The organism is Microbacterium sp. bgisy203 (assembly GCF_965345155.1).
Classification (GTDB): Bacteria; Actinomycetota; Actinomycetes; order Actinomycetales; family Microbacteriaceae; genus Microbacterium.
Genome location: NZ_CBDRLZ010000005.1, coordinates 171,163 through 183,125, shown reverse-complemented (window position 1 = coordinate 183,125; position 11,963 = coordinate 171,163). Strand labels below are relative to the sequence as shown.

Sequence of the window (11,963 nt, the reverse complement as noted above, 5' to 3'; positions counted from 1 at the left end):
CGCCTTCCGGCGGGTAGGCTCGGTTCGTGACGATCCCCCGCCAGCTCCCGAACGCGATCACGATCGTGCGCATCCTGTGCGCGCCGGTGTTCCTCTGGATGCTGTTGGCGGATGCCGGGAACGACGGGCCACTCCGCTGGTGGGCGGCGATCCTCTTCATCGTCGCGATCGCCACCGACGGGATCGATGGATACCTCGCACGCAAGTACGAGATCGTCACCGACCTCGGAAAGCTCCTCGACCCCATCGCCGACAAGGCGCTCACCGGCTGCGCGTTCGTCGGCCTGTCGATCCTCGGCGAGCTGCCGTGGTGGATCACGATCGTTGTGCTCATCCGCGAGGTCGGCATCACCGTGCACCGTCTCCTGGTGGCGAGCGATCACGTCGTCGCGGCCGCCTGGATGGGGAAGCTCAAGACCGTCGCGCAGGCGGTCGCGCTGTCGCTCGCGCTGCTGCCGCTGTGGGCGATCGTGGGCGACTGGATCCACGTCGTGAACACCATCGCGATGACGATCGCCGTCGTCCTCACGATCGCGAGCGGCATCGACTACGTCGTGACCGAGGTGCGCGGCGCGCGGTCGACGCGATCGGCCGACCGCGGATCGGGGGAGCGGCGATGACCACGCGCACACCCGCCGAGCGGCACTCCGACCTCCCCGAGGACCTCGAGAGCACTCAGGTGTCGGTGGGTCGCCTCAGCGAACCGGAGCGGCTCGTCGCGCGCCTGGGCGAGCTCGGCTGGACGCTGGGTGTCGCCGAGTCGCTCACCGGGGGCCTCGTCGTCGCGTCCATCGTCGCCGTGCCGGGGGCATCCGCAGCCTTGCGCGGGGGGATCGTCGCCTACGCGACCGATCTCAAGGCGGCCCTGCTCGGCGTCGACGAGACGCTGCTCTCGGCCCACGGCCCCGTGCACCCGCGGGTCGCGCGGCAGATGGCGGAGGGCGTCCGGCGCGCGGTCGGCCGCGACGGTGAACCGGCCGACGTCGGCATCGCGACGACGGGCATCGCCGGTCCCGTGTCACCCGACGGGCAACCTGTCGGAACGGTGCATATCGCCGTCTCGACGCCGCTCGGCTCGCGCGTCGAGTCGGTGCAGCTGGGCGGCGACCGGGCCGCCATCCGCGCCGAGGCGGCCGCCCTTGCGGTCCGCGTCGCGCTCGAGGCTCTCTGAGCCCGGGGTCCCCGTCGGGGTGGCGCTTCGAGGTGCCGCGTTCTGTCGGCATCCGACGCTCTGTGCGACGAAACCCGGCACCCGGATGCCGGTGGCCAGGGTGCGCGCACCGCGCCCACGGCCGCATCGGGAATAGCCTGCGTGACGAGCCTGTTACGTCTCAGTGATTCCCAACCATTCCCCAGCACCGGCGGGCTAGTGTGTCCACCACAGTGACTCACCGGTGCGGTACTGTTGTCCACCCGGGACGCGGATTCACTATCGAAGGAGGGGGCCCGAGATGATCCTGGTTCGTCAAGAGATCGGCGAAGTCCTGCGCGACTTCCGCCTGCAGAAGGGGCGCACCCTCCGTCAGGTCGCGGGACGCGCGAGCGTCGCCCTCGGCTATTTGAGCGAGGTCGAGCGCGGTCAGAAAGAGGCATCGAGCGAGATCCTCGCCTCGGTCGCCGACGCGCTCGATGTTCCCATCTCCACCATCATGCGCGAGGTCGGCGACCGCATCTCGGTGCTCGAGGGCCTGCAGGTCTTCCCCGACGTCGTCCCCGACGACCTGGCTGCGCTCGAGGGCGACATCCAGCCGCAGCTCTCGCTGCGTTGACGTGCGTCGCAGCGAGTTCACGCGGGCTGTCGACGCGGAGTTCGGGGCGCGCGCGGCATCCGTCGTCGCGGACCTGACGCTCGGCGGGGTCGGCCACCGCACGGCGGCCGAAGCCCTCGCCGACGGCGTCGACCCGCGCGACGTGTGGCTGGCGCTGTGCGTCGAGGCCGACGTGCCCGAGTCGCGCCGTCACGGTGTCGGCATGCGCGAACCACGACGCTGAGGCGGATACGACGACACCGGTTGGAAGACACGGCGTGTCGTCGTATTTTTGTTCGAGGCGGTCATAGGCTCCTCCAACAAGAGGGATCGCGGGGAAGTTATCCACCGTTGCGCGGGATTCGCCGACCGATGTCGGAGGCCCTTCGTAACGTGGTCAGCGTCACCACGACACCTCCGCCTTGTCGCAGATCCCACCCCGTCGGGGCGGGGCGCGACAGCCTACAGGCGACGGATATCCCGACGCGGCGCAGCCGCCGACGGCAGAACAAGAAGGAGCACGTCATGCCCTCACCCGCAGACCGCGAGAAGGCCCTCGAGTCGGCCCTCGCCCAGATCGACCGGCAGTTCGGAAAGGGCTCGGTGATGCGCCTCGGCAGCGACGAGCGCGCACCCGTCGCCGTCATCCCCACGGGCTCCATCGCCCTCGACGTCGCCCTCGGCGTCGGCGGCCTGCCCCGCGGGCGCATCGTCGAGATCTACGGACCGGAGTCGTCCGGTAAGACGACCCTCACGTTGCACGCGATCGCGAACGTCCAGCGCGCCGGCGGCATCGCCGCGTTCGTGGATGCCGAACACGCGCTCGACCCCGACTATGCGCAGAAGCTGGGCGTCGACATCGACCAGCTGCTCGTTTCGCAGCCCGACACGGGCGAGCAGGCGCTCGAGATCGCCGACATGCTCGTGCGCTCCGGGGCGATCGACCTCGTCGTGATCGACTCCGTCGCCGCGCTGGTGCCCAAGGCCGAGATCGAAGGCGAGATGGGTGACTCCCACGTGGGTCTCCAGGCGCGCCTCATGTCCCAGGCGCTCCGCAAGCTCACCGGTGGCCTGAACCAGACCGGCACCACGATGATCTTCATCAACCAGCTGCGCGAGAAGATCGGCGTGTTCTTCGGCTCTCCCGAGACCACCGCCGGTGGTAAGGCGCTGAAGTTCTACGCCTCGGTCCGCCTCGACATCCGTCGCATCGAGACCCTTAAGGACGGCACGGAGGCGGTCGGAAACCGCACGCGCGTGAAGGTCGTCAAGAACAAGATGGCCCCGCCGTTCAAGCAGGCCGAGTTCGACATCCTCTATGGCGTCGGCATCTCGCGCGAGGGATCGCTCATCGATTACGGCGTCGACCAGGGCATCGTGAAGAAGTCGGGCGCCTGGTACACCTACGACGGTGAGCAGCTGGGCCAGGGCAAGGAGAACGCCCGCAACTTCCTCCTGAAGAACACCGACATCGCCGCCGACATCGAGCAGAAGATCCTGCAGAAGCTCGGCATCGGGCAGCCCAAGGTCGTCGAGGGCTCCGACGCTCCCGCCGGCGACGAGCTGGCGGCCCGCCGGCCGGCCTGATGACCGGCGACTTCGGGGGCGGGGCCGAGCGCCTCGCCCCCGTGACCCCGCTGTTCGGCCCGCGTGATGCGGCGCCCGCGCGCCAGCCCGAGGCCCCGTCTGCGGAGGCGCTCGACGCGGCGTCCGGTCCCGGCGCGGAAGACGCGCAAGACCCGTCGTGGCACACGACGTGGACGGCGCCGGTCGTCGAACGCCCGAGCACGGTGCCCGGGTCGGCCGCGCCGGGCGCGCCCGGCTCGGGGTGCGCGGTCGCCGCAGGAGGCGACGACTCGCCGGTGGATGACGACACCGCTTCCGCCGGCGAGATCGCGGACTCGGGAGAGGCCGCGCTCCTGCGGAAGCTGCGGACGCGCTCGCTCTCCGAGCGCGAAGCGCGCGACGTGCTGCGTGAGCGCGAGGTCGATCGGGCATCGGCCGACGAGATCGTCGACCGGTTCGTCCGGCACGGCTACCTCGATGACGCGAAGCTCGCCGAGCAACTCGTCCACACCGCCACGGAGCGCAAGGGCCAGGGTCGGATGGTCATCGCCCAGACGCTCGCCAAGCGCGGAATCCCGCGCGATGTCGTCGACGCGGCGCTCGCGGAGCTTCCCGATGACGAGCTCGAACGGGCGCTCGAGTTCGCACGCAGCAAGGTCCGGTCGATGCGCGACCTCGACCGCGAGGTCGCGTTGCGGCGGCTGTCGGGCCAGCTCGCCCGGCGCGGGTATGGTGCGCACGCCCTCGAGGCGGCGCGCCGTGCGCTCGACGAGCGCGCCGGCGGCCGAGTGACCACCGTCCGGTTCCAGTGAGCGGCGGCGGGGCGCGCGTTCCAGGTTCCCCGTCACCTCTGCTCGTCCCTTCCGCCCGTCACTCCTGCCTCTCGCTTTTCTCCGGCACGATCTGACAGACTCGCCCTGACGGTCACGTCCCCTCATGGTGAGGACGATGCAGCCTCCCGGAAGCGCGGCAGCCAGTGGTCGTCGGGTCGGGGCGCGCGTGGCGATCGAGGTCGACGGATTGGTCAAGTCGCACCGCGCGGTGCGCGCCGTCGACGGCATCAGCTTCTCCGTCGCCGACGGCGAAATGTTCGCCTTCCTCGGCGCGAACGGAGCCGGGAAGTCCACGACCATCGGATGCCTCACCACACTGCTTCGACCCGACGCGGGCACGGTCCGGGTCGCGGGCGCGAACGTTCGCACCGAGCAGGACCGCGTGCGGCGGTCGATCGGCGTGGTCTTTCAGGCATCCCTCATGGACGACGGGCAGACGGTGCGCGAGAACCTCCGCTTGCGCGGCACGCTCTCCCGCGTGCCGGCCCGCCGGATCGGTCGGCGGATCGACGAGCTCAGTGATCTCATCGACCTCCACGGATTCCTCGACCGACCGTACGGTCGACTGTCGGGTGGTCAGCGACGCCGTGCCGACATCGCCCGCGCACTCCTGCACGAGCCCGCGATCCTGTTCCTCGACGAGCCGACCGCCGGGCTCGATCCGGCCAGCCGGGTCGCCGTGTGGTCCGCGGTCGACCGTCTCCGCGAAGACCACGGACTCACCGTCTTCGTTACGACCCACTACATGGAGGAGACCGAACGCGCCGACCACGTGTGCATCATCGCGAGCGGCCGGATCGTGGCGCGCGGGACGCCCGCCTCGCTCCGCGCCCGCTACAGCCGGAGCACCCTGACCGTCGACACCGATTCCCCCGCCGAGCTGCGCGCCCTCGTCGGCGCCGCGGAGACCGTCGCCGACGGGAACATCCTCCACATCACCGTCCCGGATGCCGCGGAGGCCTTCCGCGTCCTCGAGGCGCACCACGGGCATGTGCGCGACTTCGAGTTCCGCCACGGTCGGATGGACGACGTCTTCCTCGCCCTCACCGGCGTCGACGGTACCGGCCCCGAGGACACGACACCGGCAGCCGATACCGCCGATGCCGCCGACGACGCAGCGATGGGCGCGGAGAAGACGGAGGGCGCCGCGTGAGGATCGTCGCCGCGATCGTCGCGCGGAACCTGCGGCTGTTCTTCCGCGACCGCCTCAACGTGCTGTTCTCCCTGATGAGCGGACTGATCCTGTTCTTCCTCTACACCCTCTTCCTCGCGCGGCTCCAGGTCGACGGGCTCACCGCGTCGCTGCCCGAGGCGTCCAAGAGTGAGATCGAGGCGTTCATCGCGAGCTGGATGCTCTCGGGCATCGTTCTGCTCACGACCGTCACCGCCGGCATCGGGGCGCTCTCGACTCTCGTCGACGACCGCGCCACGGGGCGCTTCGCCGACTTCCTGGTCGCCCCGATCCGGCGCACCCACCTGGTCCTCGGGTATCTGCTGTCGTCGATCGTCGTCGCCGTCGTGATGTCGTCGATCGTGTTCGTCCTGACGGTGCTGTATCTCGGCATCCTGCACGACATCTGGATGACGCCCTACGAGATCATCCAGGCGCTCAGCGTCATGGTGCTCTGCTGCGCGGCTTTCACCTCGCTCGCGGCGTTCGGTGCATCCTTCCTCCGCACGACCGGCGCCTATTCGGCGTTCGCGACGATCGTCGGCACCGTCCTCGGGTTCGTCGCGGGCGCCTACATCCCCGTCGGGTCGCTCCCGGACGGCGTCGCCTCGACGATCAACGCGCTGCCCTTCGCGCAGGGTGCGATGCTCATGCGGCGTCCGTACACGGAACAGGCCGTCCAGGCCGTCACCGGGGGCGACGCCGACTCGATCGATTTCCTCCGCACCTTCTACGGCATCGACGTGCTCGTCGGCGATGCCCGCGTTTCGGCGGTGATTGCGATCGGCGTGCTCGTGCTCATGGCGATCGGCTTCACCGCCCTCGCCGCCGGTCGCGTGCGCTCGCTTCTGCGCTGAGCGTGCCGGTCAGCGCCCGCTCGGCACCGGTCGGCGCCCAGCCCCAGGGAGGACGAGCGCGCGGCTCGTACAATGGAGCGATCATGACTGCTCCGTCCGCCGCCCCCACTCTGATCGCGCCGTCGCCGGCCGCGACGACCGCCGACGGGCGCGCCCGCACCTACGAGGTGCGCACCTTCGGCTGCCAGATGAACGTCCACGATTCCGAGCGACTGTCGGGCTCGATGGAGTCGGCCGGCTACGTCCGCGCCGACGCGGGCGCCGAGGCCGACGTCGTCGTCATCAACACCTGCGCCGTCCGAGACAACGCCGCGGGCAAGCTCTACGGCACCCTCGGGCACCTCAAGAGCCGGAAGAATGCCCACGAGGGCATGCAGATCGCCGTCGGCGGATGCCTCGCCCAGATGGACAAGGATGCCGTGCAGCAGAAGGCGCCGTGGGTCGACGTCGTCTTCGGCACGCACAACATGGGGTCGCTCCCGAGCCTGCTCGAGCGCGCCCGCCACAACGGCGACGCGGAGCTCGAGATCCTCGAGTCGCTCGAGGTCTTCCCCTCCACCCTCCCCACCAAACGCGACTCGGTCTACAGCGGCTGGGTGTCGATCTCGGTCGGCTGCAACAACACGTGCACGTTCTGCATCGTGCCGCACCTGCGCGGCAAGGAGAAGGACCGCCGCCCCGGCGACATCCTGAACGAGATCCGCCTCCTCGTCGACGACGGCGCGATCGAGGTCACGCTCCTCGGCCAGAACGTCAACAGCTACGGCGTCGAGTTCGGCGACCGGCAGGCGTTCGGAAAGCTCCTCCGCGCCGCCGGTGAGATCCCCGGTCTCGAGCGCATCCGCTTCACGAGCCCGCACCCCGCCGCTTTCACCGACGACGTCATCGATGCGATGGCCGAGACCCCGGCGGTCATGCCGCAGCTGCACATGCCGCTGCAGTCGGGGTCGGACGCGATCCTCAAGGTGATGCGCCGGTCGTACCGGAGCACGAAGTTCCTCGGGATTCTCGACCGCGTGCGCGAGCGCATCCCGCACGCCGCGATCTCCACCGACATCATCGTCGGCTTCCCCGGTGAGACCGACGCGGACTTCGAAGACACGATGCGCGTCGTCGAGCAGGCGCGGTTCGCGAGTGCGTTCACCTTCCAGTACTCGATCCGCGAGGGCACTCCGGCGGCGACCATGCCGAACCAGGTTCCGAAGGCCGTCGTGCAGGAGCGCTACGAGCGCCTCGTCGCCCTGCAGGAGCGCATCTCGCTCGAAGAGAACCAGGCGCAGGTCGGCCGTGAGCTGGAGGTGCTCGTGTCGACGGGTGAGGGCAAGAAGGATGCCGCGACGCACCGCCTCACCGGCCGCGCCGAGGACAACCGGCTCGTCCACTTCGAACTTCCCGCGGGGAGCGAGAAGCCCCGTCCGGGCGATGTCGTCTCGGTGACCGTGACGCACGCCGCTCCCTTCCACCTTCTGGCCGATACGCCCGACGGCGCCCCGCTCCGCATCCGCCGCACGCGTGCGGGCGACGCGTGGGACCGCACGCAGGCGGAGTCCTGCGGTGTGCCCGCTCCGGCCGTATCGCTCACCGCCGACGGCCGCCGCGCCGTGGGCCTCGGCATCCCCACCCTCCGGCCCGCTCCCGGCGCGTGACGCTTCGACTCCGCGTTGCGCTCCCCGCTCAGCGCCCGGTGATGCCGAAAGCACCCGGTCGGTGAGCGACCGCAACGCGTCGATACACCCGGGCGACGCCCCGCGCCTGTGGGTGGTCGTCGGCGCGACCGGCACCGGCAAGACCGACCTGTCGCTGCGTCTCGCGGAGGCGCTCGCATCTCGCGGGCGCCCCGCCGAGATCGTCAACGCCGACGCGATGCAGCTCTACCGCGGCATGGACATCGGCACCGCGAAGCTTCCCGAGGCTGAACGCCGAGGTATCCCGCATCATCTCTTCGACGTCCTCGAGCCCACCGATGACGCCGCGGTCGCCTGGTACCAGAGCGCGGCGCGCGCGGTGATCGAGGAGATCTTCGCGCGCGGCGCCGACGCGATCCTCGTGGGCGGGTCGGGGCTCTACGTCTCGAGCGTCGTCTACGACTTCCGGTTCCCGCCGCGCGATGCGGCCGCGCGGTCGGCGCTCGAGGACGAGCTCGAGCGCGAGGGCGCCGCCGTCCTCTACGAGCGTCTGCGCGCGCGCGACCCCGAGACCGCGGCGCGCGTGGATCCCCGGAACGGACGACGGATCGTCCGCGCCCTCGAGGTGCTCGCCCAGGGCGCCGATACGCACGGCGCCGCGCTCCCCGCGGCGCCGGTGCGGTGGCACGAGCCGACGACGATCATCGGCGTGGAGGTTCCGCGTGCCGAGCTCGTCGTGCGGCTCGACGCGCGGGTGGAGGGCATGTGGGCCGCGGGCCTTCTCGACGAGGTCGCCGGCCTGCGCGCGCGGGGCTTCGAGCGCGGCACGACCGCGCCCCGTGCGATCGGTTATGCGCAGGCGCTGGCGCAGCTCGACGGCGCGCTCACCGAGGACGAGGCGATCGCCCAGACCCAGGCGCTCACCCGCCGGTACGCCCGGCGGCAGGTGTCGTGGTTCCGCCGCTACGACGGTGTGCGGTGGACGGACCCGGGCGCGGACGCTGGGACTCTGGCAGACTCACCCGGATGAGCATCGAGATCCGGAGCTTCGAGCCCTCCGACACCGAGGCGGTCGTCTCGCTCTGGCAGGAGACGGGCCTCACCCGCCCCTGGAACAACCCGTATCAGGACATCAGCCGCAAGCTCGACGTCCACTCGGAGCTCTTCCTGGTCGCGACCGACGACGGCGGCCTCGTCGGCACGGTGATGGCCGGCTACGACGGGCACCGCGGCTGGCTGTACTACCTCGCGGCATCCCCGTCCCGCCGCGGCGAGGGCATCGGGCGCCGTCTCGTGGAGCGCGCCGAGGAGCTTCTGCTCGACATGGGCTGCCCGAAGGTGCAGCTGATGGTGCGCCCCGAGAACGGCGGCGTGCACGACTTCTACACGAGGCTCGGCTACGAGCCGTTCGACTCGTGGACGACGGGCAAGCGCCTGATCTCCGACTGATCCGCGGTGCCTTCGCCCGTGCGCCGGACGGCTCGCGCGCGCCCGTAGACTGGGCCGATGGCCCGGAGCATCGCGTTCACCAAGGGGCACGGCACGGGCAACGACTTCGTGATCGTGCCCGACGCCGACGGCACGCTCGACCTCTCCGACGACCAGGTTGCGGCCCTCTGCGACCGCCGGTTCGGTGTCGGTGGTGACGGCATCCTGCGGGTCGTGCGGTCTTCCGCGATCGCCGAGGGCGATGCGACGCCCGATGCCGAGTGGTTCATGGACTACCGGAATGCCGACGGCTCCGCCGCGGAGATGTGCGGCAACGGCATCCGCGTCTACGCGAAGTACCTCGTCGAAGCCGGGCTCGCCGACATCGACGCCGCACCCCTGCGCATCGGCACGCGCGCCGGCACCAAGACTCTCACCCGGAGCGAGCCGGGTCTCGGCGCGACGCCCGGCTTCGAGGTCGACCTGGGCCTGTTCGCGATCGACGAGTCCGACATCGTCGTCCGCGCGCGGAACCTCGACGTGCCGCGCCCCGGCGTCTCGATCGACCTCGGCAACCCGCACGTCGTCGTCGCGCTGGGAGCGGATGCCGAGCTCGACGCGCTCGATCTGACGGTGCGCCCGCAGCTGCACCCCGAGCCCCGCCACGGCGCGAACATCGAGTTCGTCGTCCCCGGCGACCCGCTCGTCCGCGACGGTGTCGGCGCGATCCGCATGCGCGTCTTTGAGCGCGGCGTGGGGGAGACCCTCTCGTGCGGCACGGGCGTCGCCGCGTCGGCGCTCGCCGTGCGGCACTGGGCCGGTGCCGCCGCGCCCGACGTCTGGACGGTGGAGGTCCCCGGCGGGACCCTCGGTGTCCGCGTCGTCGAGGAACGCGACGGCTCGCACGTCCTGCTTTCGGGGCCTGCGACCCTCGTCTACTCGGGCGAGGTCGCGCTCGCCTGATCGCCGGCGCGGCGGATCAGGCGCCGAGGCTCTCGAGCAGCACTGGCGGCGGGATGAAGAACACCGACCCGGTGCAGGCGCTCGAGGCATCCAGGATGCGATCGTGCTTTCCGGGCGGGTCGCCGATGAACATCCGCTCGAGCATGCGCTCGATCACCCACAGCTCGCGCGCGTAACCGATGAAGTACGTACCGAACTCGCCGTGAGCGGGCGAGCCGAAGGGCATGTTGTCACGCAGGATGTCGTGTTCCACTCCGGCGTCGTCGGTGATGGTCGACAGCGTCTTGTGCGACTTCTGGTCGGGCGCCGCGGCGTCGTCGAGCTCGACGTTGTCGAGCTTCGTGCGCCCGATGATCGCCTCCTGCGTCTCGGTCGAATGCGCCCGCCACACGCCCATGTCGTGGACGTACTTCTGCACGACGAGGTAGCTCCCGCCTTCGCCGGCCGGATCCTCCGCTCCGATGAGGGTGGATGCCGGCAGGGCGTCGCCGACCGGGTTCGCGGTGCCGTCGACGAACCCCAGCAGGTCGCGCGCATCGAAATAGCGGAAGCCGACGGTCTCGTCGGCGACCGCGACCGCTCCGCCGAAGGCGTCGAGGATCTGGCGCTCCAGTTCGAAGCACAGGTCGTGACGCTCCGCGCGGATGTGCACGAAGAGGTCGCCCGGGGTCGAGGGGGCCGTGTGCACCGCGCCGCGGACTTCACGGAAAGGGTGGAGCTCGGCGGGGCGCGGCGCGCCGGTCACGGCATCCCACACGTCCGAACCGATGCCGACCGTACACGCCAGCGCGCCCGACAGGTCGCGGACGGCGACGTTCTTCACGAGGTCGCCGACGGATGCCAGTGCGCTTCGCACCGTCGCGACCGCGTCGGGCGCGCTCGTCAGCGTGAGGGTCAGCATGATCGCGTTCGAGGTGAGCGGAGCGTCCACGCGCTGCGGCTCGATGGGGACACGGCGCTGCGCGGAATCGCTCACGATCACTCCTCGGGTGCAGACTCGGGAAAGGCGTTCACGGTGGGGACGGGGGCGGTGGGGGTCGCGCCGTGACGGCGCACTTTCAGCACGCGGAAGCCGCGCGCGGTGGCGGCGCGCGTCACGGAGTACCCGTCGTCGAAGGTCGCCGCGAGCCAGCGCTGCAGCGAATCGGAGCCGAGGTTCCGCTGCACGACGAGCCAGGCGTCGCTGCGCTCGTCGAGGCGGGGGAGCCAGCGCTCCATGAGTCCGTGGAGCTCGTTCTTGCCGACACGGATCGGAGGGTTCGAGCGGATCGAGCGGAAGACCACGTCGCCGGGAATATCGTCGGGGAGCACGGCGTTGACGTTGGGCAGGCCCCACTCCTCGGCGTTCCGACGCACGAGGTCGAGCGCCCGCTCGTTGACGTCGACCGCCCAGACGGTCGCGTGCGGCGAGGCGACCGCGAGGCTCAAGGCGATCGGGCCCCACCCCGCGCCGAGATCGAGCAGGTGGCCGCCCGGCGGAGGCGGGGGCGTGTTGGCCAGCAGCACCGCCGTCCCGCCGTCGACGTGGCCGGGGCTGAACACCCCGCCCGCGGTCGTCACCTCACCCGCGCGACCCCCCAGGGTCACCGGAATGCGGCGCAACTGCTCGGCACTGGACGGGGTGGCACTGAAGTAGTGGTCGCTCCCCATCCTGCGAGCGTAGCGGAGGCGCCACGCGCCGCACACGATGCTCCATCCGCTCTCACCGCCCGTACGTCCCCCGCCTTCTCGCCTCCGCCCCTGATCCGGTGGGAACGGCTAGACTGCAAGGC

At 70.8% G+C, this 11,963-nt stretch carries 14 protein-coding genes; 12 read left to right on the top strand and 2 right to left on the bottom strand.

Annotation, left to right across the window (positions count from 1 at the left end):
• The first annotated feature begins 26 nt into the window (after positions 1-26).
• The 12 genes from pgsA to dapF all read left to right on the top strand — a co-directional run bounded on the left by pgsA (position 27) and on the right by dapF (position 10,191).
• On the top strand, positions 27-620 hold the full coding sequence (gene pgsA / locus ACRVYW_RS10005; RefSeq protein ID WP_431804178.1) for a CDP-diacylglycerol--glycerol-3-phosphate 3-phosphatidyltransferase: 594 nt from the start codon (positions 27-29) through the stop codon (positions 618-620).
• The gene (locus ACRVYW_RS10000; RefSeq protein WP_431804176.1) at positions 617-1,171 is read left to right on the top strand and encodes a CinA family protein; all 555 of its coding nucleotides are present in this window, start codon (positions 617-619) and stop codon (positions 1,169-1,171) included. The genes pgsA and ACRVYW_RS10000 overlap by 4 nt, the downstream gene beginning before the upstream one ends.
• A 280-nt stretch (positions 1,172-1,451) precedes the next feature.
• On the top strand, positions 1,452-1,769 hold the full coding sequence (locus ACRVYW_RS09995; protein WP_431804174.1) for a helix-turn-helix domain-containing protein: 318 nt from the start codon (positions 1,452-1,454) through the stop codon (positions 1,767-1,769).
• A 1-nt stretch (position 1,770) separates the two neighbouring features.
• Complete coding sequence (locus ACRVYW_RS09990; RefSeq protein ID WP_431804172.1) at positions 1,771-1,992, top strand: DUF3046 domain-containing protein; 222 nt, start codon at positions 1,771-1,773, stop codon at positions 1,990-1,992.
• Positions 1,993-2,273: 281 nt separating this feature from the next.
• Positions 2,274-3,335: a recombinase RecA gene (gene recA / locus ACRVYW_RS09985; protein WP_431804170.1), complete on the top strand. Its 1,062-nt coding sequence runs from the start codon at positions 2,274-2,276 to the stop codon at positions 3,333-3,335.
• Positions 3,335-4,126 (top strand): regulatory protein RecX, encoded by a 792-nt coding sequence (locus tag ACRVYW_RS09980; RefSeq protein WP_431804168.1) that lies wholly within the window; start codon positions 3,335-3,337, stop codon positions 4,124-4,126. Before recA ends, ACRVYW_RS09980 begins: the two co-directional genes overlap by 1 nt.
• A 136-nt stretch (positions 4,127-4,262) precedes the next feature.
• Complete coding sequence (locus ACRVYW_RS09975; RefSeq protein WP_431804166.1) at positions 4,263-5,300, top strand: ABC transporter ATP-binding protein; 1,038 nt, start codon at positions 4,263-4,265, stop codon at positions 5,298-5,300.
• Positions 5,297-6,175, top strand: coding sequence for an ABC transporter permease (locus ACRVYW_RS09970; RefSeq protein WP_431804164.1), 879 nt, complete (start codon positions 5,297-5,299; stop codon positions 6,173-6,175). The genes ACRVYW_RS09975 and ACRVYW_RS09970 overlap by 4 nt, the downstream gene beginning before the upstream one ends.
• An 83-nt stretch (positions 6,176-6,258) precedes the next feature.
• The gene (gene miaB, locus ACRVYW_RS09965) at positions 6,259-7,821 is read left to right on the top strand and encodes a tRNA (N6-isopentenyl adenosine(37)-C2)-methylthiotransferase MiaB (protein ID WP_431804162.1); all 1,563 of its coding nucleotides are present in this window, start codon (positions 6,259-6,261) and stop codon (positions 7,819-7,821) included.
• Between the two features lie 61 nt (positions 7,822-7,882).
• Entirely contained in the window at positions 7,883-8,830 is a 948-nt protein-coding gene (miaA, locus tag ACRVYW_RS09960) for a tRNA (adenosine(37)-N6)-dimethylallyltransferase MiaA (RefSeq protein WP_431804160.1), read from the top strand.
• Positions 8,827-9,249: a GNAT family acetyltransferase gene (locus ACRVYW_RS09955; protein WP_431804158.1), complete on the top strand. Its 423-nt coding sequence runs from the start codon at positions 8,827-8,829 to the stop codon at positions 9,247-9,249. Before miaA ends, ACRVYW_RS09955 begins: the two co-directional genes overlap by 4 nt.
• Before the next feature lie 57 nt (positions 9,250-9,306).
• Complete coding sequence (gene dapF, locus ACRVYW_RS09950; RefSeq protein WP_431804156.1) at positions 9,307-10,191, top strand: diaminopimelate epimerase; 885 nt, start codon at positions 9,307-9,309, stop codon at positions 10,189-10,191.
• Between the two features lie 16 nt (positions 10,192-10,207).
• On the opposite strand, the gene ACRVYW_RS09945 is transcribed toward dapF, so the two are convergent.
• Both ACRVYW_RS09945 and ACRVYW_RS09940 read right to left on the bottom strand, forming a co-directional pair.
• Entirely contained in the window at positions 10,208-11,167 is a 960-nt protein-coding gene (locus ACRVYW_RS09945; RefSeq protein ID WP_431804154.1) for a Dyp-type peroxidase, read from the bottom strand.
• A gap of 2 nt (positions 11,168-11,169) precedes the next feature.
• Positions 11,170-11,841 (bottom strand): class I SAM-dependent methyltransferase, encoded by a 672-nt coding sequence (locus ACRVYW_RS09940; protein ID WP_431804152.1) that lies wholly within the window; start codon positions 11,839-11,841, stop codon positions 11,170-11,172.
• Positions 11,842-11,963: the final 122 nt, after the last annotated feature.

Excerpts from the sequence above, each read along its gene's own strand:
- ACRVYW_RS09980 (WP_431804168.1), top strand. The coding sequence starts at position 3,335 with ATGACCGGCGACTTCGGGGGCGGGGCCGAGCGCCTCGCCCCCGTGACC.
- miaB (WP_431804162.1), top strand. The coding sequence starts at position 6,259 with ATGACTGCTCCGTCCGCCGCCCCCACTCTGATCGCGCCGTCGCCGGCC.
- ACRVYW_RS09940 (WP_431804152.1), bottom strand. The coding sequence starts at position 11,841 with ATGGGGAGCGACCACTACTTCAGTGCCACCCCGTCCAGTGCCGAGCAG.
- ACRVYW_RS09995 (WP_431804174.1), top strand. The coding sequence starts at position 1,452 with ATGATCCTGGTTCGTCAAGAGATCGGCGAAGTCCTGCGCGACTTCCGC.
- ACRVYW_RS10000 (WP_431804176.1), top strand. The coding sequence starts at position 617 with ATGACCACGCGCACACCCGCCGAGCGGCACTCCGACCTCCCCGAGGAC.
- dapF (WP_431804156.1), top strand. The coding sequence starts at position 9,307 with ATGGCCCGGAGCATCGCGTTCACCAAGGGGCACGGCACGGGCAACGAC.
- ACRVYW_RS09975 (WP_431804166.1), top strand. The coding sequence starts at position 4,263 with ATGCAGCCTCCCGGAAGCGCGGCAGCCAGTGGTCGTCGGGTCGGGGCG.
- recA (WP_431804170.1), top strand. The coding sequence starts at position 2,274 with ATGCCCTCACCCGCAGACCGCGAGAAGGCCCTCGAGTCGGCCCTCGCC.
- ACRVYW_RS09955 (WP_431804158.1), top strand. The coding sequence starts at position 8,827 with ATGAGCATCGAGATCCGGAGCTTCGAGCCCTCCGACACCGAGGCGGTC.